This is a genomic window from Streptomyces deccanensis, assembly GCF_022385335.1.
Taxonomy (GTDB): Bacteria; Actinomycetota; Actinomycetes; order Streptomycetales; family Streptomycetaceae; genus Streptomyces; species Streptomyces deccanensis.
The window spans coordinates 1,522,092-1,542,770 of the sequence record NZ_CP092431.1 but is presented as its reverse complement, the minus strand read 5'-3'; the positions used below and the strand labels follow the sequence as shown (position 1 = coordinate 1,542,770).

The following is a 20,679-nucleotide window of genomic DNA, read 5'->3' as shown; positions in this document are numbered from 1 at the left end:
TACGTCCGTAATGCTTTACTGGGTGGCGGGTGGCGGGTGGCGGGTGGCGGGTGGCGCAAGATGGCCGGGGCGGCCGTCGGTCGAGGGCGTGCCGTTCGCCTTGCGCGCGCAGCTGTCTACTCGTCCAGGAACTGAAGGGCGTGCTTCAGGAACCGCTCGGGGTACTGGAACTGCGCTCCGTGCCCGGCGTCGGGGTAGATCAGCAGTTGGGCGTCGGGGAGGTTCTGGGCGAGGTGCCAGGAGTTGATCGAGGCGATCATCACGTCGTTCACGCCGTTGAGGACCAGCGTCGGCTGGGTGATCGCGTTCAGGTAGGCGTAAGGGTTTTCGCCCGGCAGTGGTTCCGCGTAGGCCATGGTCGCTTCGAACTGCGCCTGTGCGACTGCGGGCGAGCTCGGCGGGTCCTGGTCGGCCCGCTGGTGACGCCGCTCCCAGAAGGCCCGGCCCGCTTCGACCGCGGCCTCGGAGCGGCCGAAGAACAGGAAGAGGAAGTCATCCAGGCCGGGGACCGGATTCAGTGCCACCTCGGGCACCTTGGGGTCCATCGTGGGGTCTCCGCCGCGCAGGCCGGTGCCGAGCAGGAGGAGCTTGCGCACCAACTGCGGGTGGCGCAGCGTGACCTCCTGCGCCTGGTAGCCGCCGAGCGAGAAGCCGAGCAGATCGACCTGCTCCAGCCCCAGCGCCCGGATGACCGCGGCGATGTCGTCGGCCATGTCCTCAACCCGGTTGCGCGGCGTGCCGGATGACGAGGCGACGCCGCGCCCGTTGAACAGGATGACCTCGCGATCCTCGGCCAGGCCGTCGGTGAGCAGGGGGTCCCAGTTGTCCATTCCTCCGCGGAAGTGCTGGATGAGGAAGATGGGGACGCCGGAGGGCTTGCCCCAGCGGCGGTAGGCGAACCGGTCGCCGTGGACCTCGACGTACTGGGTGGATGCGGTCACATGCGTATCGCTCATGGTCTGCGGCTTTCTGGAGGGGACGAGCTATACGATGACGTTCGTAATATAAAAAGTCAAGCTCTTAGATGTCGGTCATCATCTATATATACTTGGCCGTCGAGCGTCGACCGGAGAAGGGCTGGCTGGACATGCGAGTGACCAAGGCGCAGGCGGAGCAGAACCGTGCGCACATCGTCGCGACCGCCGCCCGGCTGTTCCGTGAGCGCGGCTATGACGGTGTCGGCGTGGCGGAACTGATGGCGGCCGCCGGGTTCACCCACGGCGGGTTCTACAAGCACTTCCGCTCCAAGGCCGACCTGATGGCCGAAGCGTCCGCGAGCGGGCTCTCGCAGACCGCGGCACGGGCGGAAGGGCTGGACCCGGCCGAGTTCGTGGACAGTTACGTCTCCCGGGAGCATCGCGACGGGCGCGGCGACGGCTGCACCGTCGCGGCGCTCAGCGGCGACGCCGCACGTCAGCCGGCGGACCTCAGAAGGGAGTTCGCGGCTGGGATCGAGAACCTGCTGACGGCCCTTCAGGCTTCTAGCGACACGCGGGGGGATGCCGAGCAACGCGCGGCCCGCACCAGGGTGATCAACATGCTCGCGCAATCGATCGGCGCGATCATGCTGTCGCGGGCATGCCCCGACGATTCTCCGCTGGCGGACGAAATCCTCGATGCCTGCCGCAAGGAGATTCTCGCCTCGCTGACGCACGACAACAGCGATCAGCCGGCGGCATTGAGCCCGCAAGCCTGAGCTTCTTCCTTATGGTCGGCGGTTTCGTCGAGGCCGGCAGCACACGCGGGCGGGCTTGATGGCCTGGGCTGTGGCCGTTCGAGAGCCGTCGGGGTCTGGGCCGCCGCCAGCCCGCGAACAACACACCCGCCCCTTCCCATTCGGGCCCCGGGATGAAGTGGCAGTGGAACGTTGGCTGATCAAGTGCATTAATGCGCGATCGAGCCGCAGGCCCCCGTTCTCGCAGGTCACGCCTCTGTACTGCGAGAACGAGCGATCAGATGGTGCCGGCCGGCATCGCGCGACACTACTGTCGGGCCGTCTCTTTCGGCTGCGGGGAGGGGTCCTCCACTCGCAACGCATAGGCCGCAGCGCCGGCGTAGGAGGCCTCGATGACAAGAACGGCGATCAGTATCGCGTGGGGCCACCCATCCGCCACGATGCTGACGACGCGTCCTACAGCCAGGCCGCTCATGAAGGTGAACAGCGTGATGAGCGAAGTCCTGGTGAAACGCGGGTTGGAGGCTCCCAGGCAGAACAGGATCGCCAGGGCTACGAACAGTGACCCGGAACCGCTCCTGAAAATGTTCGCCTCCGAGGGCGACTGGATGTCGACCCCGTAGACGTCGAGCAAGATGTGGGGAGCCGCGAGATAGATCAACCCGATCACGGCGATCCCGAGGCCGGCGGAACCAAGAACCATTTTTGTCAGACGCATCTTTCTCATATCTCCGGCTTGGGAGCTCATCGAAGAAGCTCCGGAACATGCGGCACGAATTGCTCGTGGTGATCGTGGTGCTGGAAGACGCCGTCATGGCCGGCATCGGGGTAGATCCGAAGTGAGGCGTTCGGCAGGCGATGCGCGAGGTCGAACGATGCTCGTGTCGGTCGGTTGTGGGCGCGGCTGGGGGTGATCAGAGGGCTTCGTTGATCCGGCCGATGTACTCGCCCAGCTGGTGTGACGATCAGGTCGTCGAGCGCGGTGATGAAGCCGGTGCGAGGCGGACGGCGGGTGCTCCTCAGGGGAGCTGCGGGTAGAGCGCCGAGACGCCCCCGGACAGTGCTGCCTGTGCCTGGCGGGCCGCGTTGTCGGCGAGGATCTCGTAGGCGCCGGCGGCGATGCCGTCCACGGCGATGCGGGCGATGTCGGCCGGGTCGGACTTGGCCGCGTCGACCGTACGGACCATGTCGGTGTCCATGTAGCCCACGTGCAGACCGGCCACGCGGATGCCCTGGTCGGCCAGTTGCACGCGCAGCGTGTTGGTGAGCGACCACTCCGCGGACTTGGCGGCGCAGTAGGCGCCGAACTCCGGGAAGCTGACCCAGGACAGGCCGGACAGGACGTTCAGCATGGCGCCGCCGCCGTTGGCCGCGATCTGGGGTGCGAAGGCGCGGGCCACCGTCAGGGTGCCGAGATAGTGGGTGTTCATCTCCAGACGGATGTCGTCCAGGTCGGCGGTGAGCAGGTCGGCGCCGGTGGAGGAGCCCGCGTTGTTGACCAGGACGGTCACGTCGCCGGTGGCCGCGGCGGCGGCCGCGACGGCGGCGGGGTCGGTGATGTCGAGCGCGATCGGCTTGGCGCCTGGCAGGTCGACCTGGTCGGGATTGCGTGCGCCCGCATAGACGGTGGCACCGCGGCTGAGCAGTTCGGCGGCGAGGGCTCGGCCGAAGCCCCGGTTCGCTCCGGTGACGAGGGCGGTGCTGGCGGAGAGGTCCATGAAGGTTCCCAGTGAAGTGGAGAGGAGAGGAGATGACCAGAGCGCTGATGGCGTGACCCGGCGCGGCCCAGGTTCATTAAATTACGATCGTAATAATAAACAGGGTGGGTCGGTGATCGCAACCGATCCGCCTGAGGACCGACGCTGCGCCGGGCACCTTGCCGGGGCACGGTCAAGGAGCTGATCGATGCGGGCAGGGCCAAGTACTTCGGCCTGAGCAGGGCCGCCCCGACCCTCAGACCGTCCGCGGGGCGCAGGGGGAGCGACCGGTCTCCGTCCTGTAGGCCGAGCATTCACGCCACCGCCACCGCCACCCCCGCCGGCGAACGCGACGTAGCCGACATGTGCAATGTCGACCCCCGCCGGCAGCCCGGCGACGTCGAGAAGAACGTCCAAGCCGTGGGCAAGCTCGCTGACCTGGCCGCGACCAAGGGCCTCACCGCCTCCCGGCTGGCCCGCCGGCGTCGTCGATGTCCCTCTGACCAGGGGTGACCTCGCCACGATCGACGAGATTCCGCACCATCGAAGCCGAACTCGACCGCACCGTCGAGGTCATGGCCGAGCTCGTCCGCACCGCACCCCGAGACCCCGCCCGGCGGCCGTCCGTCAGGCGCGTGGCTCCGTGAGGAACTCCCGGGCGCCACGCAGCCGGGTGCGCAGGCCCCGCCGGGTGACCCGGCTGTCCAGCCGGACGTCGAGGGCTCCCCGCCGGGCGCCGTCGGCCTGGCGTCCGGCGGGCAGCCGGGTCGGATCGAGGCCGTCGCGGCGGGCGACGAGGACGCCCAACTCGTGCCGGGTGAGGGCGTCCTGCCCCGCGACGTGCCGTACGCCGACCGCCTCGGACGCGCCCAGTTCCAGCAGCGCGGCGGCCAGGTCGGTCACGTGCACCGGACAGCGCACCACATCGGTGAACAGCACCCCGTCGCGGTCGCCGGCCACCAACTCGTGCACATGCCGTTCGTGCACGGACGGAGCGCGCCCGTCCCCGATGATCAGCGAGGTCCGCACCACGACGGCGTCCGGTGCCAGCAGCCGGACCCCGGTCTCCGCCGCCGCCTTCGCGGCACCGTACGGCGTGACGGGATCCGGCAGCCGGGTCTCGTCGTACGGGCCGTCGTCACCGGAGAACACGGCGTCGCTCGACACATGGACCAGCCGGCATCCCCGTTCGGCCACGGCCTGCGCGACCCGCATCCCGCCCTCGGCGGTGACCGCCCAGTCCGCGCCGCCGCTCGACGCGTTGACGACGACCGAGGGAGCCACCCGCGCCAGCACCTCGGACGGCCGCGCGGGATCCCGGAGGTCGAGGGTGTGCCAGGAGACGTCCGCCGGGACGTCCCGCCGGGTGCCCGGCGGCCGGGTGGTGCGGGTCGCGGACGTCTCGTGGCCCGCCGCCACGGCCCGGCGCGCCAACTCGGCGCCCAGGAAACCGCTGCCGCCGATGATCAGAAGCCTCATGCCGGGCAACGGTATGCCCCGGGACGTCCCTCAGGACTCCTTGCCCCGGCCGCTCAACGCGTCGCGCATCCGGTCGACGAGGCCGAGGCCCGGTGCGAGGATCCTGCTGGCCGGCGGCTTGGTCGGGGCCGCCGGGTGGGGGCGGGTCGGCGCCAATTTCTTTGCCCTGCGGACCTTGTCGCCGAGATCGTTCAGCACCGAGGCGGATCAGGCCTTCGCCAACTGCGGGAAGAGATTGCTCTCCTCGTCCCGGACGTGATGCCTGACCTCGGCCATCAACTGCGTGACCAGCCGGTCGAACTCGGCGACCGCGTCCCCGTTGCTCAGGTGCTCGCGGACCGCCGGGTAGAGGTAGGCCTCCTCGGCGACGGAATGCCGACGGAATGCCGACGGAATGCCGTACCAACTCGATGGTGATCAGGTCGGCGAATTCGTTGCGCTTCGGGTCACCGGAAGGCGATTCCTCGATCCTCCCGAAGAGTTACGCCACTTCGCGGTGGTCCGCCTTCAATTCCGCGATGACGTCTCCGCCGTGTGCCCTTTCCGTCGCTCCTCGCCTGCGCGTCCCGGCGTGCGTTTTCCGGCCCGGATCTGTGTGGAGGTCAGTGAAACCCTCACCGCGCCGAATGCGTCGTATTGACGTCCGGTGCGTCAGTGCGACGCACGGGTGTGGCCCAGGACACGTCCATTCCGTGGCCTGCGCCATTTCAGGGCGGGCGGCGCACGACTACGTTGTGCACGCGTTCCCCAGTACCCACGGATGGCCCAGCGTGCTCGCAGATCTCTCCCCGCTCATAGCGGCGACCACCCAGTGGCTGACGCGCGCCTACCCGGCGGGCGGCGGCGCGCTGGACGGCGCGCTCTGCGAGGCGCAGGCGCGGCAGGCCGTCACCGTGGCCGCCTGGCTCCGCTATCCGACGCCGACGGACGCCGCCCTCGTGGGCATGGCCGGACCGGGCGGCTCCGCCCGCCTCGACTGGATCACCGGCTACGACGAGGCCCCGACCCCCGACGAGTACGCCTGGCGGACCTGGGTGGACGAGGTCGTGGCCAGCTGGGCGGCCTGCCTCCTGGCCGACACCGAGCTGGCCCGCGCCGCCGTGGACGCCCTCGACGGCTCCCCGCACACCGCCGGTCCGGCCGCCGCCTTCCGCCGCCTCCTCACCCCGGACGCACTCGACCGGCGGGCCGCCGCACTCCTGCGCCACCCCGACCTCCTCGCGCCCGTCGCGACCCTGCATCACATCGGGCTGCTCGACGCGCTGCGGCCGGGCCGCCCCCTGCCGGCCTGAGCCGCCCGTACCCGGCGGGGCCCGCCCGGATCCGGTGGCGGCCGCGCTACCAGCGCAGCGGCAGCCCGGCCAGGTGGGCGTCGAGCAGCCCGGAGATGATCCGGTGGTCGTTCAGCGAGGGGTGCCAGTCGCAGCCCAGGAAGTCGAGGCCGGGGTCGTCGTAGTACCAGTGGCTGACCCGGTCGTCGCCCCGCCGGGCCCGTTCCTCGACGATCCGCGCGGTGGCCTCCGCCAACGCCGTGGTGTTCCAGAGGCGGGCGGCGGCGACCACCAGGAACGTGCCCCGGCCGTACCGGGCACGCAGCTTGTCGAGGAACCCGTGGTAGGCGCTCTCGTAGGCGGCGACCAACTCGGCCGTCGTGCTCCAGCGCTCCCCGGGGTTCAGGGGCGTCGAGAAGTCGTTGATGCCGAGCCCGACCACGACGACCCGCGGACACCAGCTGCGCGGCTTCCGCCAGATGTCGCCCTCGACGTTCAGCAGGGCCCGGTCGTAGTACGTGCGAAAGTCGGTTCCGGGCTCGCCGCCGTTGTAATTGCGGACCATGCCGCGCCCGGAGAACGCGTTGATCTGGACATCCGCGCCCAGCTTGCGTGCGGTGAGCGCGCCGAAGGCGAGGTCGGCATTGCTGTTCCGATTGACCCCGCCGTTGCCGGAACAGTCCCGGACCTCGGAGACATTTCCATAACCGGCGGTGTACGAGTCTCCGATGAACTCGATCTGCCGACGCCGCGGCCGGGGGCTCGCGAGGATCCCGCCCCCGGGAGCCGCGACGAACCCGCCGAACCGGCCGACCGCCCACGGGCTCTCCGTGCGCTTCACGACCCGTACGCGGTGGGCCCCGTCGGTGAGACCGTCGACCCAGGAGACGGTACGGCCGGGGGTGACGAGCGTGGCGACGGTCGCGCCGTCGACCTGGACGTCGTAGTCGTTGTCGGCGTCGTCGAGGACCACGCCGACGCCGGTCCCGTGGAACCGTCCCTCGAACGAGACGCCGGGCCAGCTGTACCGGACGGTCCCGTCGGCCTCCCTCCTGACCCGGCCCACCGTGTGGAACCGGGCCGCCCGGGGCTCGGCGGCCAGGGCGGGGGACGCGACGGGGGACATGACGGTCGAGACGAGGCCGGCCGCCGCTGCGGCGACCAACGTCCGTCGGGATAACTGGCTGTGCGTCGGCTGCATGGCCGTCCCTTCGAACACGGTTATGGGAGCGCTCCCATGGTGTGGGCGTTATCGAAGGTGACCGCCCCGTGGGCCACCGTCAACCCTCGTGACGACATCCGTCACGAGGGCGGCCGGATCGGGGCGACCGGATCGGGGTGGCCGGAGGTCAGGGGCCGCGGTGGCTGAACTCGGCCGTGGTGTGCAGGCGTATGCAGGCATCGGCCCAGGCGGTCGCGGGCGCGTCCGGGGTGGGTCGTCCCTCGTCGTGGTGGGCGTGGCGGGCGTGGTCCAGGGTGTGGAGGAGCTCTCTCAGCAGGTTCGACGAGGTGGTGAGGCCGGTGCGGGTCAGCCGGTCCGCCGCTTCGCGGAGCCGGTCGACGGCGGAGCGGGGGAGGCGACGCAGACCGTGGTGGGCGGCGTCGGCGAGGGCGCCGAGCGCCGCCTCGACCGCTGTCGCGACCGGATCGGACGGGGTGCGGTCGGCGAGCGGCAGCGCGGGCGGGACCGTCGGGGGCGCGAGGTCGGGGACGAGGACGCCGTTCGGCCCGAGAAGGGCCAGCGGTGTGATGCCGGTTCGTCCCCCGGCATGGTGTACGGCCCCGCTGAGGTGGGTGACCCCGCCCTCGGTGAGGGCGGCGGCGAGCGCGTCCAGGGCGGCCGGGCACAGCGGATTATGGGAGGCGTGGACCCGGACGGGGTGTCCCGCCGCATCCCTGACGGTGGCCTTCAGGACCTGCTCGGCGGGGTCGTAGCCCACCTCCTCGACCTCCGAGATCTCGACCACCCGAACCGTCTCCGCCTCCACCCGCGCCCGGATCAGCCCCGGGGGGCGGGCGTCGGCCGCCGCCACGAGTCCCGTGACGTCGCGGACGAGGAGCGGCTCGGGCAGGTCGGCCCAGGACCGGCCGACCGGCGACACCGTGGTGGTGGCCACCCGCCCCCGGGCCAGCGTCAGTCTGCGGCTGGGCGTGCGGCGGGCGCTCTCGCTGACCAGGTTGCCGGTGGCCAGCGCGGACAGGGTCGTGCCCAGCAGACGCCTGTCCGCCGGTGGCCGTCTGTCGGCCGTCGGGCGTCCGGCGGGCGGCGGGGACGGATGGGCGCCGACGGCTCCCGGTACCGGGGGCACGCCGCGCCGTCCGGCCTCGGGCCAGTCCTTGCGGAGGACGAGGACAATGCCCGCGCTCGCGTGGGCGAAGTACACCTCGGCCAGGGGCCGTTGGGCGCTGCCCGAGACCCGGCAGCCGAGCGCGGTGAGCCGCACCCGCCGCAACGGTGTCTCCGTCGCCTCCCGCACGCCGAGCACCTCGGGGTGCCCTGCGGCCCGGTGCCGGGCGTGCAGTTCGGCGAGGAGCGTCGCCACCTCCTCCGTTCGGTGCAGGGCATGGCGCTCCGCATGGGCGTCCAGCTGATCGGCCAGCTCCATGGCCGCCGCGGCCGGCCAGTGCGCGCCCGCCGCCGAGAGCCGCCGGGCCGCCGTGCGCAACGCGCCCCTCTGCACCGCGTCGGCGTGCGCGACCCCGTCCAGGAGCAACTCGTCGGCCAGCTCGACGACTTGTCGGAGGAGGGAGGAAGGGGAGGGCTCGGAGGGACGCGTCTTCGGCGATGAGGCCGTCGAGCGGTCCGCGTCCTTCGCTGTGCCCTTCGTTGTGGCGTCAGGCGAAGGGGAAGCCGCCGGGCGGTTCTCGTCGTCCGGGCGGCTTTCGTCGTCCGGTGCGGCGGTCGGTGTCCCCAGGTCCCGCAGGGGCACGAGGAGCAGTCTCGCCTGCCGGTCGGTCGCGTCGGCCGTGCGGAACGCCCACACCGCGAGGGCCAGCATCTCGCCGCGCAGGCTGTCGGCCGCGTCGGTCAGGGCGTGCGCGGCCTGCCCCGGCACGGGGAAACGCACGGTGCACGTGGGCAGTTCGACCCAGGGGTGCGGTTCCCGCGCGGTCGGGCGGTGGACACGGACCGACGTACCCCGCCGTGCGGAGCGGCGGGCGGCGGCCAGGGCGCGGGTGCCGACCGCCGCCGCGAGTGCGTCGTCGTCGATGTCGCCCGGTGACCAGTCCGGGACCTCTTCCTCCTCGGGCACGGCGGGGTCTGCGGCCCGCCTGTAGGCGAGGACCAGCCCGATCAGATGGCGGCAGACCCCGGCCGCGGCACAGGTGCAGGTCCCGCTGTCCAGGGACGCCCCGGGCGGCATCGTGGCCTCGGTGCCGTCCGCGAACCGGGCCGTCACCCCGCCGTCCGGCGCGCCGCGCAGCTCCGGGGAGGCCACGCCGTCGAGTTCCTTCGTCGCCCTTCGCACCAGTCCCCGGTTGGTGAGGGCCGCGAGTGTGTCAGGTGTCAGGGCCAGCAGATCCGTACGCGGTGAGGTCGTCAACGTCCCAGCCTCTCCGCCACGAACCCGGCCAGCTCACCCGGTGTCATCGCGCCCACCTGCGCCCCTGCCTGCGCCAGCCGGCCGGCGAGTTCCCGGTCGTAACTCGGGTTCGCCTCCTCGTCGAGCGCGGCCAGCCCCAGCACGGTGGCACCCTGCTCCACCAGCGCCCGCACCCCGCGCACCAGCCGGTACGGATCGCCGCCCTCGTAGAAGTCGGAGATCACGACGAAGACGCACCGCCTGGGGTTCTCCACCAGACTCGCGCCGTAGTCCACGGCCCGGGCGATGTCCGTGCCCCCGCCGAGTTGGACCCGCATCAGCAGTTCCACCGGATCGGTCACGTCGGACGTCAGGTCGACGACCGAGGTGTCGAAGGCCACCAGATGCGTCTTCAGGCCGGGAAGTCCCCACAGGCAGGCGGCCGTCACGGCGGAGTGGATGACCGATCCGGCCATCGAGCCGGACTGGTCGACCAGCAGGATCAGCTGCCACTGTTCGAGGTGGCGCCGGGTGCGGGAGTGGAAGTGCGGGCGCTCGATGAGCAGTCGGCGGTCCTCGGGCCGGTAGTGGGCGAGGTTGGCGCGCACGGTGGCCCGGAAGTCGAAGTTGCGGGCCAGGGCCCGACGGCTCGGTCTGGGGGACCGGGTGCCGGAGAAGGCCTGGCGGACCTCCGGGGCGAGCCGTTCCATCAGCCGGCGGACCACGCTCTCGACGATGCGCCGGGCCGCCCGCAACACCTCGGGATTCATCAGGTGCTTGGTGCGCAGCACGGCACGCAGCAGGGTCGCGCTGGGCTCGACCCGCTCCAGCACCGCCGGGTCCGTCACGATCTCGTGGATGCCGTACTGCTCGACCGCGTCCCGTTCCAGGCGCTCGATCGTCTCCTTGGGGAACAGCCGGTGGATGTCGTCCAGCCAGTCGACGGCTGTCACCACGGACGGGCCCCGACCGCCCGTACGTTCCTGGTCCCCCCTCCCGCGCACACCGCGTTCGGCGAGTTCCGGGTCCCTTCCATAGAGCCAGTCCAACGCGGCGTCGCGAGTCGCCGCCTCGCCGCTCAACCGGCCGGTGCAGCTCTCGGCCGGAGTGCCGAGGACCAGGCGCCACCGTTCGAGGACGGGGTCCGGGGAGTCGGCGTGCCGGGGCACGGCACCGCTGTCGTCGGTCATGGGGCCGTCCCGAGTCCGTAGGGGGCGAGTCGCCGGGTCACCTTCTCCTCCAGGGCGGCCGCCCTGGCCAGCAGCACCGGGTCCGCGCTCGTACGCAGCAGGGAGCGCGCCGAGCCCCGTACGCCGCGCCGCTCCAGCAGCCGCTCGGCGATCCGTTCGCGCTCGCGGGGCGGGAAGAAGGCGAAGGCCTGGCGCAGGGCGGGCAGGCCGGTCAGGAACTCCTCGTCGGACATTGCGCCGACCATGCCGTCCAGCACCCCGATCAGGGAGTCCGGCCCACCGCCGCCGGTGCCCGGGGCGGTCGTCAACTCGTCGCGTGCCACGGCGAACAGTCCGGCCAGCCAGTCGCCGAGCATCGCCGTTCCGGGCAGCGCCCTGACCGCCGTCCCCACGGCGGCGGGGTCGTGGTCCCCGGTCAGGCAACGGTGGAGGCCGAAGGCGGCGCCGCGCAGATCGGGCGGGGCCGCCGGGTCGCGGCTGACCCGGTGGGCGACGGCGGCCGCGGCCTCGGGTGTCACGGAGACCGCGTCGGACGCGTGCCACAGCGCGTCACGCACCGCCGCCACGGCGGCCAACCGGGCGAGATCCACCGTCGGCCCGCTCGTACCGGGCGCTGGTGCCCGGGAGGCTCGCGCTCCCTCGAACAGCCACAACAGCCGCTCCACCGCGCCGTCCAGCACCGAGACGAGCAGCGGGCTCCGCGCCGTCCCGAAGACCCGGTCGTGCCGCCACAGCCCGAGCGCCGTCGTGAGCACGTCCCCCAACGGGCCCGCCGCACCCAGCCGCCGCACCCGCGCCGCCAGCGCCTCCAGCAGCGCACCCGACAGCCGCTCCACCCCGCACAACACCACGTCGAACAAGGTCCGGGCGAGCGCTTCGGCGTCCGGACCGTCGGGCGCTCCGGGAGGACCAGTGACATGCGGAGAGGGAGGGCCGGTGGGTCCGGGAACGGGGACACCGCCGGTCGCACCGGTCGCACCAGTCACACCGGCGGTAGCACCCGTGGCCCCGCCGGTGCCGCCCGGCGGGATGGCGCCGGGGCTCGTGGTCGCGGCCCCAGGTAGGGCTGTCGCGGCCCGGGCCCGTTCGGTGAGTCTCGCCTCCGCGGCCTCGGTCAGGGCGGCGCCGTACGCACCCGCCTCAATCAGTGCCGCGTCGCGCGTGGGCTCCGGGTACCTCTCCCAGCGCTCGGTGAACTGCGGGTCGGCGCCGCCCCGCGGGCCCTTGGTGCGTTCGTGTCCGGGGACGCCGAGGACCCGGAGCCGGTGCAGGACACGACTGCGCTCCAGGTCCGCCGGACGGGTCAGGTCGAGCGTGAACGGTCCCTCGCCGGTCAGCCCCAGCGCCGCGAGCCGCCCGGCGACATCGGCGACCAGCGGCGGCCTGGGCGTCGCGGGGTGCAGGGTGCCCACCCGGTCGCCGCTGCTCGCCGCGATCATCTCCACCACGACCGGATGGGCCCCCGGCGCGAGCGTCCCCCGTGTCGTCCACGGCAGCGGCTGGTCCAGGTCCTCGCCGACGAGGGCGCCCGCCATCCCGTCCAGCACGTCGGTCCTGGCCGGCCTCGGGTGGCCGCGCAGCGCGGTCAGGCCCCGGGTGAGGGCGCGGGCGGCGATCAGATCGGCCGTCGACACGGGGTGGTTGCGGGCCCGCAGCCGCGACACCACCGCACGCGTCAGCCCGTCCGCCGCAGCCTCCACCCCGTCGTCCCAGACCCGTTGGTAGTACCCGGGCGACGGCATGCCCGACTCGTACCCGGCGAAGGAGTCCAACTGCCGGAACGAGTACGGCACGAGATAGCTGCCCGTCAGCGCACCCTCGGCCGCCCCCGGCACCTCGGGCCAACGAGGAGCACCCGCGACGGCGCCGCGCGGCTCCCCACCGCCCGACGCCTCGCCCTCCGGCTCCGATGCGCCAAGCGCCTCACCCTCCGGCTCCCCGGCGCCCGACGCCCCGGCCTCCGGCTTCGCCCCGCCCGACGCCCCGCCCCCCGGCTCCCCGGTGGCAGACGCTCCCACCAGCGACCGCAGTGCCGGCTGGTGGAAACCCCCGGTGACCACCACGACCGTCGGGTCCCCGGGAACGGTCAGGGCCGCCCGCACCCAGGACGCCATGTACTCCTCACGGGCCCGGTCGCCGTCGTCGGCACGGGTGTCGCCCCGCAGCGACGCGAAGTAGATGTCGAGCCGCTCGGCGAGATCCTCGTCGTCCGCCACCTCGAAGAGCCGGTCCCAGAGGGCGTCCACGCCGTCCACGTCGAAGCGGGAGCACAGCCGTGCCGTCACCTCGGTGTAGCGGGCCTCCGCGTCGGCGTAGCGGTTGGCGCGCTCCGCGAACGCGGGGTGCCAGGCCGGGAGATCGATGAAGCGGACCTCCGCGCCCACCGACCGCCCCGCCCGCAGGGCCACCCACTCCGGGGAGTAGTCGCACAGCGGCGTCCACGACGTGGCGGCCCGCTCGGCGTCGCGGTAGTGGCTGAACACCGCGACGGGCAACTCGTGCCCGAGGAACAGCTCCTCCAGCCTGCCGTTCAGGTCGCAGGGGCCCTCCACCAGCACGTACGACGGCCCCAGCCGCTCGATCGTCGCGGCGACCAGCCGCGCGCAGGCGGGGGAGTGGTGGCGCACCCCCAAGAACACGGCGGGCACGTCAACCGTCCAGCAGGTGGCGCGCGTCGTACAGGGCCTGCCACTGCGGACCCCGGCGGCGCGGGACCCGCTGCTCCAGATGACGGCGCAGCCGGGCCAGGTCCTCGGGGCTGTCCTTGGCCACCGTGCCCGCCAGACAGGCCACCACGTCCGCGGCGCTGCCCGGCTCCCCGCGCAGGAACCAGCCGCGCACCCCCACCGCGTGGGCGACCGACACGGCCTCGGCGGTGCTCATCACCGCCGACGGCCGCTCCACCCCGTCGCCCTCGCGCGTCCGGCCGGAACGCAGCTCACGGAAGGTGGTGACCAGCACCTCCAGCACCTCGGGGTCGGGCGCCGCCGTCACCCCGGACTGCCGCAGCAGCTCGCCCGCCTCCGCCTCGACCAGGGCCAGTTCGGTGTCCAGGTCGGGCACCGGGAACACCGTCTCGAAGTTGAAGCGGCGTTTGAGGGCCGCGCTCATCTCGTTGACGCCCCGGTCGCGGGTGTTGGCCGTGGCGATCACGTTGAAGCCCTTGCGGGCGAAGACCATGCCGTCGGCGCCGTCCAGCTCCGGGATCGCCAGCACGCGTTCGGACAGCAGCGACAGCAGTGAGTCCTGCACCTCCAGCGGGCAGCGGGTGATCTCCTCGAAGCGGACGATCCGGCCCTCGGCCATGCCCCGGAGCATCGGCGCCGGCACCAGCGAGCGACGCGAGGGGCCCTCGGCGACGAGCAGTGCGTAGTTCCAGCCGTACTTGATCTGGTCCTCGGTGGTGGCGGCGCCGCCCTGCACCGTCAGCGTCGACGTGCCGCTGACGGCGGCGGCGATCAGCTCCGACAGGAGGGACTTCGCGGTGCCCGGCTCCCCGACGAGCATCAGCCCACGGTTGGTCGCCAGCGTCACCAGCGCACGCTCGACCAGCGAGGGATTGCCCACGAACTTCCGGCTGATGCCCGCGCCCTCGTCGCCGACCACGAAACGGCGCGCCGCCCTGAGGCTCAACTCCCAGCCGGGCGGCCGGGGCCCGCTGTCGTCGGCCCGCAGCGCCGCCAGCTCGTCGGCGTGACGCACCTCGGCGGGCGGCCGCTGCAACGCCTCCGCCGCCGCCCCCGCCCCCGCCCCCGTCGCACTCGCCGTCACACCCACCGTCGTCCCTGGTGCCCCCGTCGTCGTCATGGTGCCGTCAACTCCGTCAGGTCGGCCAGCAGTTCGGAGACGGCCACCGGGTCGATCTCACCGAAGCGCGCGCTGTGGGTGTCGTGCGGCCAGTAGTCGGTGGGGCGGGTGCCGAGCCACAGGTACTCCACCTTCTGCTCCTCGGCCGGATCGAAGGAGCCGACGGCGATGCCGTCGTCGGGGACGAGCACCGCGTAGCGGTTGGTGGCGAGCCGCTTCGAGATCCAGCGTTCGACCCCGTTGTCCAACGGCTGGCCGCGCCGCCAGCCGCGCCGCTCCAGCCCGACGAGCCGGCCCGTCGTCACCGTCAGGCCCTCGAAGCGCTCCAGACGCCAGTGGGCGGCCTCCTCCGGGGTCAGCTCGAACACCTGCCGCCCCAGCTGCGGGAACGGCTGGAGGATCTCGTAGTCCGCGAACAGCTCCGCCCAGGCGTCCAGTTCGCCCCGCAGCCGCAGCGGGTGCGCGATCCGTACGGTTGCCACGCCGGGCAGGTCGAACGTGCTGTCCTCGACGTCCGCGAACGTACGGTCCTCCGCCACCCGGAAGGAGGTCGTCGTGCCGTCCGCGTCGCACAGCCAGACCAGCCGCCGGACGAGGTGCCACAGCAGCGGATGCCCCACGAACAGCTCGCGGAACTCGGCCGCCGACCACGAACGGCCCTGCGTCATGGCCGACTCCAGCCGCCGTATCTGGTCGGCGGCGACGGTCCGGACGTCCTTCTTCAGCGCCATGAACCGCTTGCGCTCGGCGGGGGCCAGCTCCGCGTCGTCCCGCGCGCCCGGCTGCGGCAGGTCCTTGCGGTGCTTGCCGTCCGGGTCCCGCACGAAGGGGCGCAGCTGTTCGTCGAAGCCGACCGTGAACGAGCGGCTGCCGTAGTCGATGACCGTGGTGCCGCGCGGGTCCAGGCCGAAGTCGGGCACCAGCCGGTCGGCGAGCTGCTCACCGGTCAGCCCGAGGCCCTGCGCCAGCTCGGCGATCTTCTCCTGCGCGCGGGCCTTGAGGCCCTTGAACTTCACCCGCTGGGCCACGCCGTGCAGGTGCATCAACGCCACCTCGGTGCCGATCTCGGCCAGCACGCCGAGGCCGTCGACGGCCCGCTGGTGCGCACCCTCGCCTGGCCAGGCCCTGATCAACGGGGTGAGCCGGCGTACCGTCCCGTCGTCGCCGAGCAGCCCCAGCGCGGTCAGCGCCCAGCTCTCCTGGCTCGGCATCCCGGCGAGCCGCCACTGCTCGAACAGGGCCCAACCGAACTCGGCGAGCGACTGCGGCTCGCACGACTCCCGGACCACGGCCACCCCCGGATACGCCTCGCCCGGCCGGGACATCGCCAGCATCGTCACCACATGCCGGGTGGCGTCGGCGGGCAGCGCGCCCCCGGTCCGCAGCAGGATCTGCGGCAGCAGGACCGGCTCCGCCCACTCGACGGGCTCGGGCAGCTTCTTCGGCAGCGCCGTCTCCAGCGGATCGGCGGACAGCAGCTCCCCGATCGCGGCCACAGCCTCGGCGCCGTACCGTTCGGCGGCGGACCGCACGACCTCCTCCCCGTGCAGGGCAACGATGGTGTGCAGCGCCTGCTCGGCGTACCGGCGAGCGGAACCCGCCTTGCCCAGGGCGTCCGGCACCAGCAGCGGCGCGGCGGCCGCTCCGTGCCGCCGGAACCAGGAACGGGTCGTCCCCCGCACCGACTTCAGCCGCACCGCCCACTCCGCGACCAGCCGGGCCGCTCCCACACTCACATACGGCGACAGCAGCGGCGCGAGCGCGGCGGGCCACTTGGGCGCGGTGCGCAGCACCACGCCCAGCGCGTCCGTGCCGAACCGGGCGACGACCGGCTTCAGCGCGGCTTCGTTGTCCGTACCGTTCGGGTTCCATTCGTCCAGCAGCGGCCTGACCAGTTCCTCGGGCTTGTCGAGGAAGATCCCCAGCGCCCCGACCTTGTCCGCGCGGACCGCGCGCAGCAGCGCCTCCGGATCGTCCGGCCACTCGGAACGCCGGGCCCAGTCGCGCTCCCAGGACGGGGTGTCCGCCCACTTCTGCCGCTCTCCCGGCAACCAGTCGATCGCCGGCTCGTCCTCGGCGACCAGGCCGCCGACCGTACGGACCTGGACGACCGTGCGTGGTCGGGTCCACGGAGGGCTGGTGAGCACAGCGGGCAGGGACGCGGCCGGGGCGTCCGGCACCCGGTCCTGGGGACTCAGCAGCGGTTCGACGGCGGCCGCCGCCCCGGGCGAGAGGGAGGAGAGCGCCTCCGCGGCCACGTCCGGGTGGGCGGACACATGGACCAGCAGTGCGTGCCGGAGGGCGTCGGTGTTCGGCCCGCCCGCCGCGACGGCCTCGGCGAGCATGCGCAGGGCGCGCCGCGGGTACCTGCGGGCCGCCTTCGCCACGAAGGGCTGCGTCCGCTTGTCGCCGAGCTGCGCCAGCAGCAGACCGAACGCCTCGTCGGACGGAATCTCCACCAGGACCGAGTTGACCTGCTTGACGGTGTCCGAGGTGACGTACGAGCGCTCCAACTGCTCCGCCACCAGGGGCGCCACCGCCGTGCCGATGCCCTCGGCGACGGTGGCGATCGTCGGCATCGACCATCCGTTGCTCAGGGCGGCCACCCCGCCCATCATCCGGACCTGCTCGGGGTCGTTGAACGAGCAGAACAGCATCGGGCGCAGGACGTGGTCGCGCGGCCGGTCGGCCTCGGGGCCGCCCGCGCACTCGTCGAGCCAGGCGGTCTCGGTGGGGACGAGGTACGACACGACGACGCGTCTGCGCGCGCTGCTCCGCGAGCCGGCGAGGGCCGCGACCACGGCACGGTACGTCTCCTCGTCGGCGGCCGCGAGACGGGCCCGCAGCCGGTCGGCGACAGCGCGCACCCGCCAGGCGTGCCCCCCGTAGGCGCTCGCCGGAGTGCGCTCCACGTACGGGTCGAGGCGGCGCGGCCCCTGCTGGGTGTAGTGCACCTCTATGTCGAAGAGCTCGACGGTCGTGAGGGCGGCGAAGACCGCCCCGTGGGCCTCGACCCAGGCATCGGCACAGGCCGCGCCCGACCAGGCCGTGTCCGAGGTGACGGCCAGCACGGCCGCGCCCAGCGGGTCGGCCGTACCGGCGAGATGCGCCTCGGCGGCCCGCACCAGGTCCGGGTCGCTCCGGGGGCTGTCCAGGTACTGCCGCACCCAGGTGTCGGCATCGCGCAGCTGCCGCTCGGCCTGCTCGGCGGCCCCCTTGCGCGGAGGGGTCGGCCGGCGCGGGACGCCCCCGCGCCGCGGATACACATGACGGTGCCAGGCGGCCGGCAGCACGAAGGTGTCCTCGTCGACGACCGGGGTCTCCGGGACAGGGGCGTCGCCCTCGTCGGCGGCGACCGTGGAACCGGCCTCGGCAGCCCCTGCGGCAGCGACCTCTCCGACGACGCCGCTGTCGACCTCACCGCCGACGCCGCTGCCGGCCTCGGCGGCGGCCGTGGTGCCGACCTCCCGGTACCCCTTGCGCTCCTTGGCGGCGGCGGTCTTCCGCACGTACTCGGCGGCCTCCTCCGCCGAGGCGCACTCCTTGACCTGGGTCCGTCCCTCCGTACCGAGACGCCCGTACCGGACGGTCACCGTGGTGCCGTCCGTCATGGCCTCCCAGAACTTCGAGGAGTTCCCCTCCGCACACTCCCAGCGGCGCACGCCCCCACCCCTTCCGACCGTGCCGGTTTCCCGGCCCACCCCACGCGGATCAGGCCGCTGACCGGCGAAGACCCGCCACATCCAGCGACGAGGACCACGGTAGGGGGAGCCACTGACAACGCCGTCGGGAGGGCGCCGGCGCAGGCCGGCGACAGTGGTGTCACCGATCGGGTGTCACCGATCGGTCCGGTGCCCCCGGCGCCGGCCGGCCGCCTCCAGTTCACGATGCAACCGCTCCGGATCCCAGGCCTCGCTGACGGCCTGTCGGAGCAGATCGGCCTGGGAGGGCGGGGCGAGTCCGTCGACGGGCGGGTCGAGGTCCAGGTCGGTGGGGAAGGGGTAGCCCTCGGCGGTGGCGGCGACGACGCGGCGCAGCCAGTCGTCCGCGGCGCCCTCGGACCTGCGTCGCAGCAGAACGGGGAACACGGCGTTCACCATCGCCTCGCGGTCCACGGTCTCCATGGCCCGGCCGAACGCGGAGGAGATCTGGAGCAGGTTCGCCATACGCCGGATGTCCGACGAGCGGTTGTGCCCGGCGGCATGGAAGAGGGCGGGGTTGAAGAAGGCCGCGTCGCCCTTGTCGAGGGGCAGTTGGACGTGGTGGGCGTCGAAGTACGCGACGAACTCGGGCAGTCGCCAGGCGAGGTAGCCGGGCTCGTACTTCTGCGAGTGCGGCAGATAGAGGGTGGGGCCCGACTCGACGGGCATGTCGCAGTGGGCGACCGCGCCCTGGAGGGTGAGGACGGGGGAGAGCCGGTGGACGTGCGCGGGGTAGGCGGCGGCCTGCCGCTGGGAGAGGAAGCCGAGGTGGTAGTCGCGGTGCGGGCTCTGGGCGGCGCCGCCGGGGTTGACCACGTTGACCTGTGAGGTGACCTGGTAGGCGGGGCCGAGCCAGGCCTCGGCGACCAGGGCCAGCATGTCGTTGGCGTAGTAGTCGGCGAAGACGTCCGGCGCCCGTACGGCCATCTTGTCCAGGGCGCGCCAGACCCGGTCGTTTGCGCCGGGCCTGGCGAAGTGGTCGCCGCGCGCCGTACCCGAGGCGAGCTCCTCCTCGATCAGGTCGCGGAAGACGGCGGACGCCCGGTCGACGACGGCCGGGTCGGAGAACGCGCCCTTGAACACGACGATTCCGGGGCCGTCCAGGAGCGTGCGGACCAGCTCCGCCTGGATGTCCCGACGGCCCTGGGGTGCGGCCGTCAGGGCGCGGAGCCGGTCGCTGTCGTAGAGGGGCACGTTGTGCTCGACCCGCTCGGCCGAGGGGTGGTCGGCGGGGTCGGTGTCCTGCTCGACGAGCGCCCGGAACGTGTCGAGGTCGCAGTCCGCCTCGGTCAGCCAGGTCTGTGACACCGCAGCGATGGGGGACATCGCGGCTCCTCTCGCAGCGCTTGTGTTCCTGCCAGTCTGAGGACCGCGAATCCCTCATTCAATGCGCGAAAACCCATCAAAAACGCCTCACGAGCGTGCGACAGGGCGAGGCGGCCCAGGGGCGGATGTGACCGCGGGTGCAGGTCGAAGACGCGTGCGGGCGACCCGCTTGGGCGACCCGTGCGGGCCGTCCCGTCCGCGACCGTGCCGCCCGCGCGGCGTCGTGTCGTCCGGGGCCGCCGTCATGGGCGTCGTAGCGTGGGCCGCGCAGGTGGCGGTCGACCCCGGGGTGGCGGGATGTGCTGGAGCGCGACGGCCGATCTCGTGGCGGGTACCGCAGTCGCGGCGGTCGGGGTGACCGGTGTGGTGTGGGCGCGCGAGCGGCGGGACCTGCCCCTCGCCGCGCTGCCGTTGCTCCTCGGCGCCCACCAGATCGTGGAGTCCGTCGTCTGGTCCTCGGGCGGCGGCAGCGGACCGGCGACCGTCGCCTGGGCCGTCGTCGCCCTGCCGCTGCTCGCCGTGTGGGTCCCGGCGGGCGTGTGGTGCGTGGCCCCGCCGCGAGCCCGTACCCGGCTGGTCGTCCTGCTCGCCGTCGGGATCGCGACCGCCGTGCCGCTCGCCCACGCCCTCGCCACCGGCCCGGTGACGGCCGAGATCCGCGGCCACACCGTCGGCTACACGGTCGACCTCTCCCACCCGGCGCTCCTGATCGCCGGTTACCTCCTGGCCACCGTCGGCTCGCTGCTCCTCTCCGGCGACCGGCGGCTGGTCGTCCTCGGCATCCTCGCCGCCGTCGGAGCCGCCGTCTGCTGGACGCTGTGGCGCCTGGAGTTCATCTCCACCTGGTGCGCCTTCGCGGCCCTGTGCTCGGTGGTCCTGCTCGGCTGGGTCCGCGCCCGCGCGAAGGCGTCAGCGCGGCCGCACCAGAACGCCTGAGGCGGCACCCCACGAGCTGGGGGTCACCAATGGCGCATCCGGCTTGGTGAATCAATCATCCACCGAAGTGTTG

The 20,679-nt window shown here is 72.9% G+C and carries 15 protein-coding genes and 1 pseudogene; 4 read left to right on the top strand and 12 right to left on the bottom strand.

All coding sequences use genetic code 11. The annotated features are described in order from the left end of the window. Nucleotides 1-116: 116 nt before the first annotated feature. Entirely contained in the window at nt 117-956 is an 840-nt protein-coding gene (locus tag L3078_RS06855; protein ID WP_239752035.1) for an alpha/beta fold hydrolase, read from the bottom strand. Nucleotides 957-1,024: 68 nt separating this feature from the next. Between L3078_RS06855 and L3078_RS06850 the strand changes: the two genes are divergently transcribed. Further along, the gene (locus L3078_RS06850) at nt 1,025-1,696 is read left to right on the top strand and encodes a TetR/AcrR family transcriptional regulator (RefSeq protein WP_239752033.1); all 672 of its coding nucleotides are present in this window, start codon (nt 1,025-1,027) and stop codon (nt 1,694-1,696) included. A 286-nt stretch (nt 1,697-1,982) separates the two neighbouring features. Here the strand turns inward: L3078_RS06850 and L3078_RS06845 are convergent, their stop codons facing one another. After that, complete coding sequence (locus L3078_RS06845) at nt 1,983-2,423, bottom strand: DUF4345 domain-containing protein (RefSeq protein ID WP_239752030.1); 441 nt, start codon at nt 2,421-2,423, stop codon at nt 1,983-1,985. A gap of 271 nt (nt 2,424-2,694) precedes the next feature. Further along, on the bottom strand, nt 2,695-3,393 hold the full coding sequence (locus L3078_RS06840; RefSeq protein WP_239752027.1) for an SDR family oxidoreductase: 699 nt from the start codon (nt 3,391-3,393) through the stop codon (nt 2,695-2,697). A gap of 342 nt (nt 3,394-3,735) precedes the next feature. Here L3078_RS06840 and L3078_RS06835 point away from each other — a divergent pair, with 342 nt between their 5' ends. Continuing rightward, nucleotides 3,736-3,885: a hypothetical protein gene (locus L3078_RS06835; RefSeq protein ID WP_239752026.1), complete on the top strand. Its 150-nt coding sequence runs from the start codon at nt 3,736-3,738 to the stop codon at nt 3,883-3,885. A 114-nt stretch (nt 3,886-3,999) separates the two neighbouring features. Here L3078_RS06835 and L3078_RS06830 read toward each other — a convergent pair whose 3' ends face one another. Both L3078_RS06830 and L3078_RS06825 read right to left on the bottom strand, forming a co-directional pair. Then, the gene (locus tag L3078_RS06830; protein ID WP_239752024.1) at nt 4,000-4,851 is read right to left on the bottom strand and encodes an SDR family oxidoreductase; all 852 of its coding nucleotides are present in this window, start codon (nt 4,849-4,851) and stop codon (nt 4,000-4,002) included. A 30-nt stretch (nt 4,852-4,881) separates the two neighbouring features. Next, nucleotides 4,882-5,371 (bottom strand): annotated as a pseudogene (locus tag L3078_RS06825) (hemerythrin domain-containing protein). Nucleotides 5,372-5,621: 250 nt separating this feature from the next. On the opposite strand from L3078_RS06825, the gene L3078_RS06820 reads away from it, so the two are divergent. Further along, on the top strand, nt 5,622-6,143 hold the full coding sequence (locus tag L3078_RS06820; RefSeq protein WP_239752022.1) for a hypothetical protein: 522 nt from the start codon (nt 5,622-5,624) through the stop codon (nt 6,141-6,143). Nucleotides 6,144-6,189: 46 nt separating this feature from the next. Here the strand turns inward: L3078_RS06820 and L3078_RS06815 are convergent, their stop codons facing one another. The 7 genes from L3078_RS06815 to L3078_RS06785 all read right to left on the bottom strand — a co-directional run bounded on the left by L3078_RS06815 (nt 6,190) and on the right by L3078_RS06785 (nt 19,670). Further along, on the bottom strand, nt 6,190-7,323 hold the full coding sequence (locus tag L3078_RS06815) for an SGNH/GDSL hydrolase family protein (RefSeq protein ID WP_239752020.1): 1,134 nt from the start codon (nt 7,321-7,323) through the stop codon (nt 6,190-6,192). Between the two features lie 148 nt (nt 7,324-7,471). Further along, nucleotides 7,472-9,667, bottom strand: a complete 2,196-nt coding sequence (locus tag L3078_RS06810) for a hypothetical protein (RefSeq protein WP_239752018.1) — start codon at nt 9,665-9,667, stop codon at nt 7,472-7,474. Continuing rightward, nucleotides 9,664-10,836, bottom strand: a complete 1,173-nt coding sequence (locus L3078_RS06805) for a VWA domain-containing protein (RefSeq protein ID WP_239752015.1) — start codon at nt 10,834-10,836, stop codon at nt 9,664-9,666. Before L3078_RS06805 ends, L3078_RS06810 begins: the two co-directional genes overlap by 4 nt. Then, nucleotides 10,833-13,484, bottom strand: a complete 2,652-nt coding sequence (locus L3078_RS06800; protein WP_239752014.1) for a DUF5682 family protein — start codon at nt 13,482-13,484, stop codon at nt 10,833-10,835. The genes L3078_RS06805 and L3078_RS06800 overlap by 4 nt, the downstream gene beginning before the upstream one ends. Nucleotide 13,485: 1 nt before the next feature. Continuing rightward, nucleotides 13,486-14,643, bottom strand: a complete 1,158-nt coding sequence (locus L3078_RS06795) for an ATP-binding protein (protein ID WP_239752011.1) — start codon at nt 14,641-14,643, stop codon at nt 13,486-13,488. Continuing rightward, a complete protein-coding gene (locus L3078_RS06790) occupies nt 14,640-18,305 on the bottom strand; it encodes a DUF4132 domain-containing protein (RefSeq protein WP_239752009.1) in 3,666 nt (1,221 codons plus the stop codon). Before L3078_RS06790 ends, L3078_RS06795 begins: the two co-directional genes overlap by 4 nt. Before the next feature lie 174 nt (nt 18,306-18,479). Further along, nucleotides 18,480-19,670 (bottom strand): phytanoyl-CoA dioxygenase family protein, encoded by a 1,191-nt coding sequence (locus L3078_RS06785; RefSeq protein WP_239752007.1) that lies wholly within the window; start codon nt 19,668-19,670, stop codon nt 18,480-18,482. A 297-nt stretch (nt 19,671-19,967) separates the two neighbouring features. On the opposite strand from L3078_RS06785, the gene L3078_RS06780 reads away from it, so the two are divergent. Then, nucleotides 19,968-20,606, top strand: a complete 639-nt coding sequence (locus L3078_RS06780) for a DUF6629 family protein (protein WP_239752005.1) — start codon at nt 19,968-19,970, stop codon at nt 20,604-20,606. Nucleotides 20,607-20,679 lie beyond the last annotated feature (73 nt).

What these genes read in the sequence shown, in the direction of transcription:
- L3078_RS06855 (WP_239752035.1), bottom strand. Translation starts at nt 956, where the DNA reads ATGAGCGATACGCATGTGACCGCATCCACCCAGTACGTCGAGGTCCAC.
- L3078_RS06850 (WP_239752033.1), top strand. Translation starts at nt 1,025, where the DNA reads ATGTCGGTCATCATCTATATATACTTGGCCGTCGAGCGTCGACCGGAG.
- L3078_RS06845 (WP_239752030.1), bottom strand. Translation starts at nt 2,423, where the DNA reads ATGAGCTCCCAAGCCGGAGATATGAGAAAGATGCGTCTGACAAAAATG.
- L3078_RS06840 (WP_239752027.1), bottom strand. Translation starts at nt 3,393, where the DNA reads ATGGACCTCTCCGCCAGCACCGCCCTCGTCACCGGAGCGAACCGGGGC.
- L3078_RS06835 (WP_239752026.1), top strand. Translation starts at nt 3,736, where the DNA reads ATGTGCAATGTCGACCCCCGCCGGCAGCCCGGCGACGTCGAGAAGAAC.
- L3078_RS06830 (WP_239752024.1), bottom strand. Translation starts at nt 4,851, where the DNA reads ATGAGGCTTCTGATCATCGGCGGCAGCGGTTTCCTGGGCGCCGAGTTG.
- L3078_RS06815 (WP_239752020.1), bottom strand. Translation starts at nt 7,323, where the DNA reads ATGCAGCCGACGCACAGCCAGTTATCCCGACGGACGTTGGTCGCCGCA.
- L3078_RS06805 (WP_239752015.1), bottom strand. Translation starts at nt 10,836, where the DNA reads ATGACCGACGACAGCGGTGCCGTGCCCCGGCACGCCGACTCCCCGGAC.
- L3078_RS06795 (WP_239752011.1), bottom strand. Translation starts at nt 14,643, where the DNA reads ATGACGACGACGGGGGCACCAGGGACGACGGTGGGTGTGACGGCGAGT.
- L3078_RS06785 (WP_239752007.1), bottom strand. Translation starts at nt 19,670, where the DNA reads ATGTCCCCCATCGCTGCGGTGTCACAGACCTGGCTGACCGAGGCGGAC.
- L3078_RS06780 (WP_239752005.1), top strand. Translation starts at nt 19,968, where the DNA reads ATGTGCTGGAGCGCGACGGCCGATCTCGTGGCGGGTACCGCAGTCGCG.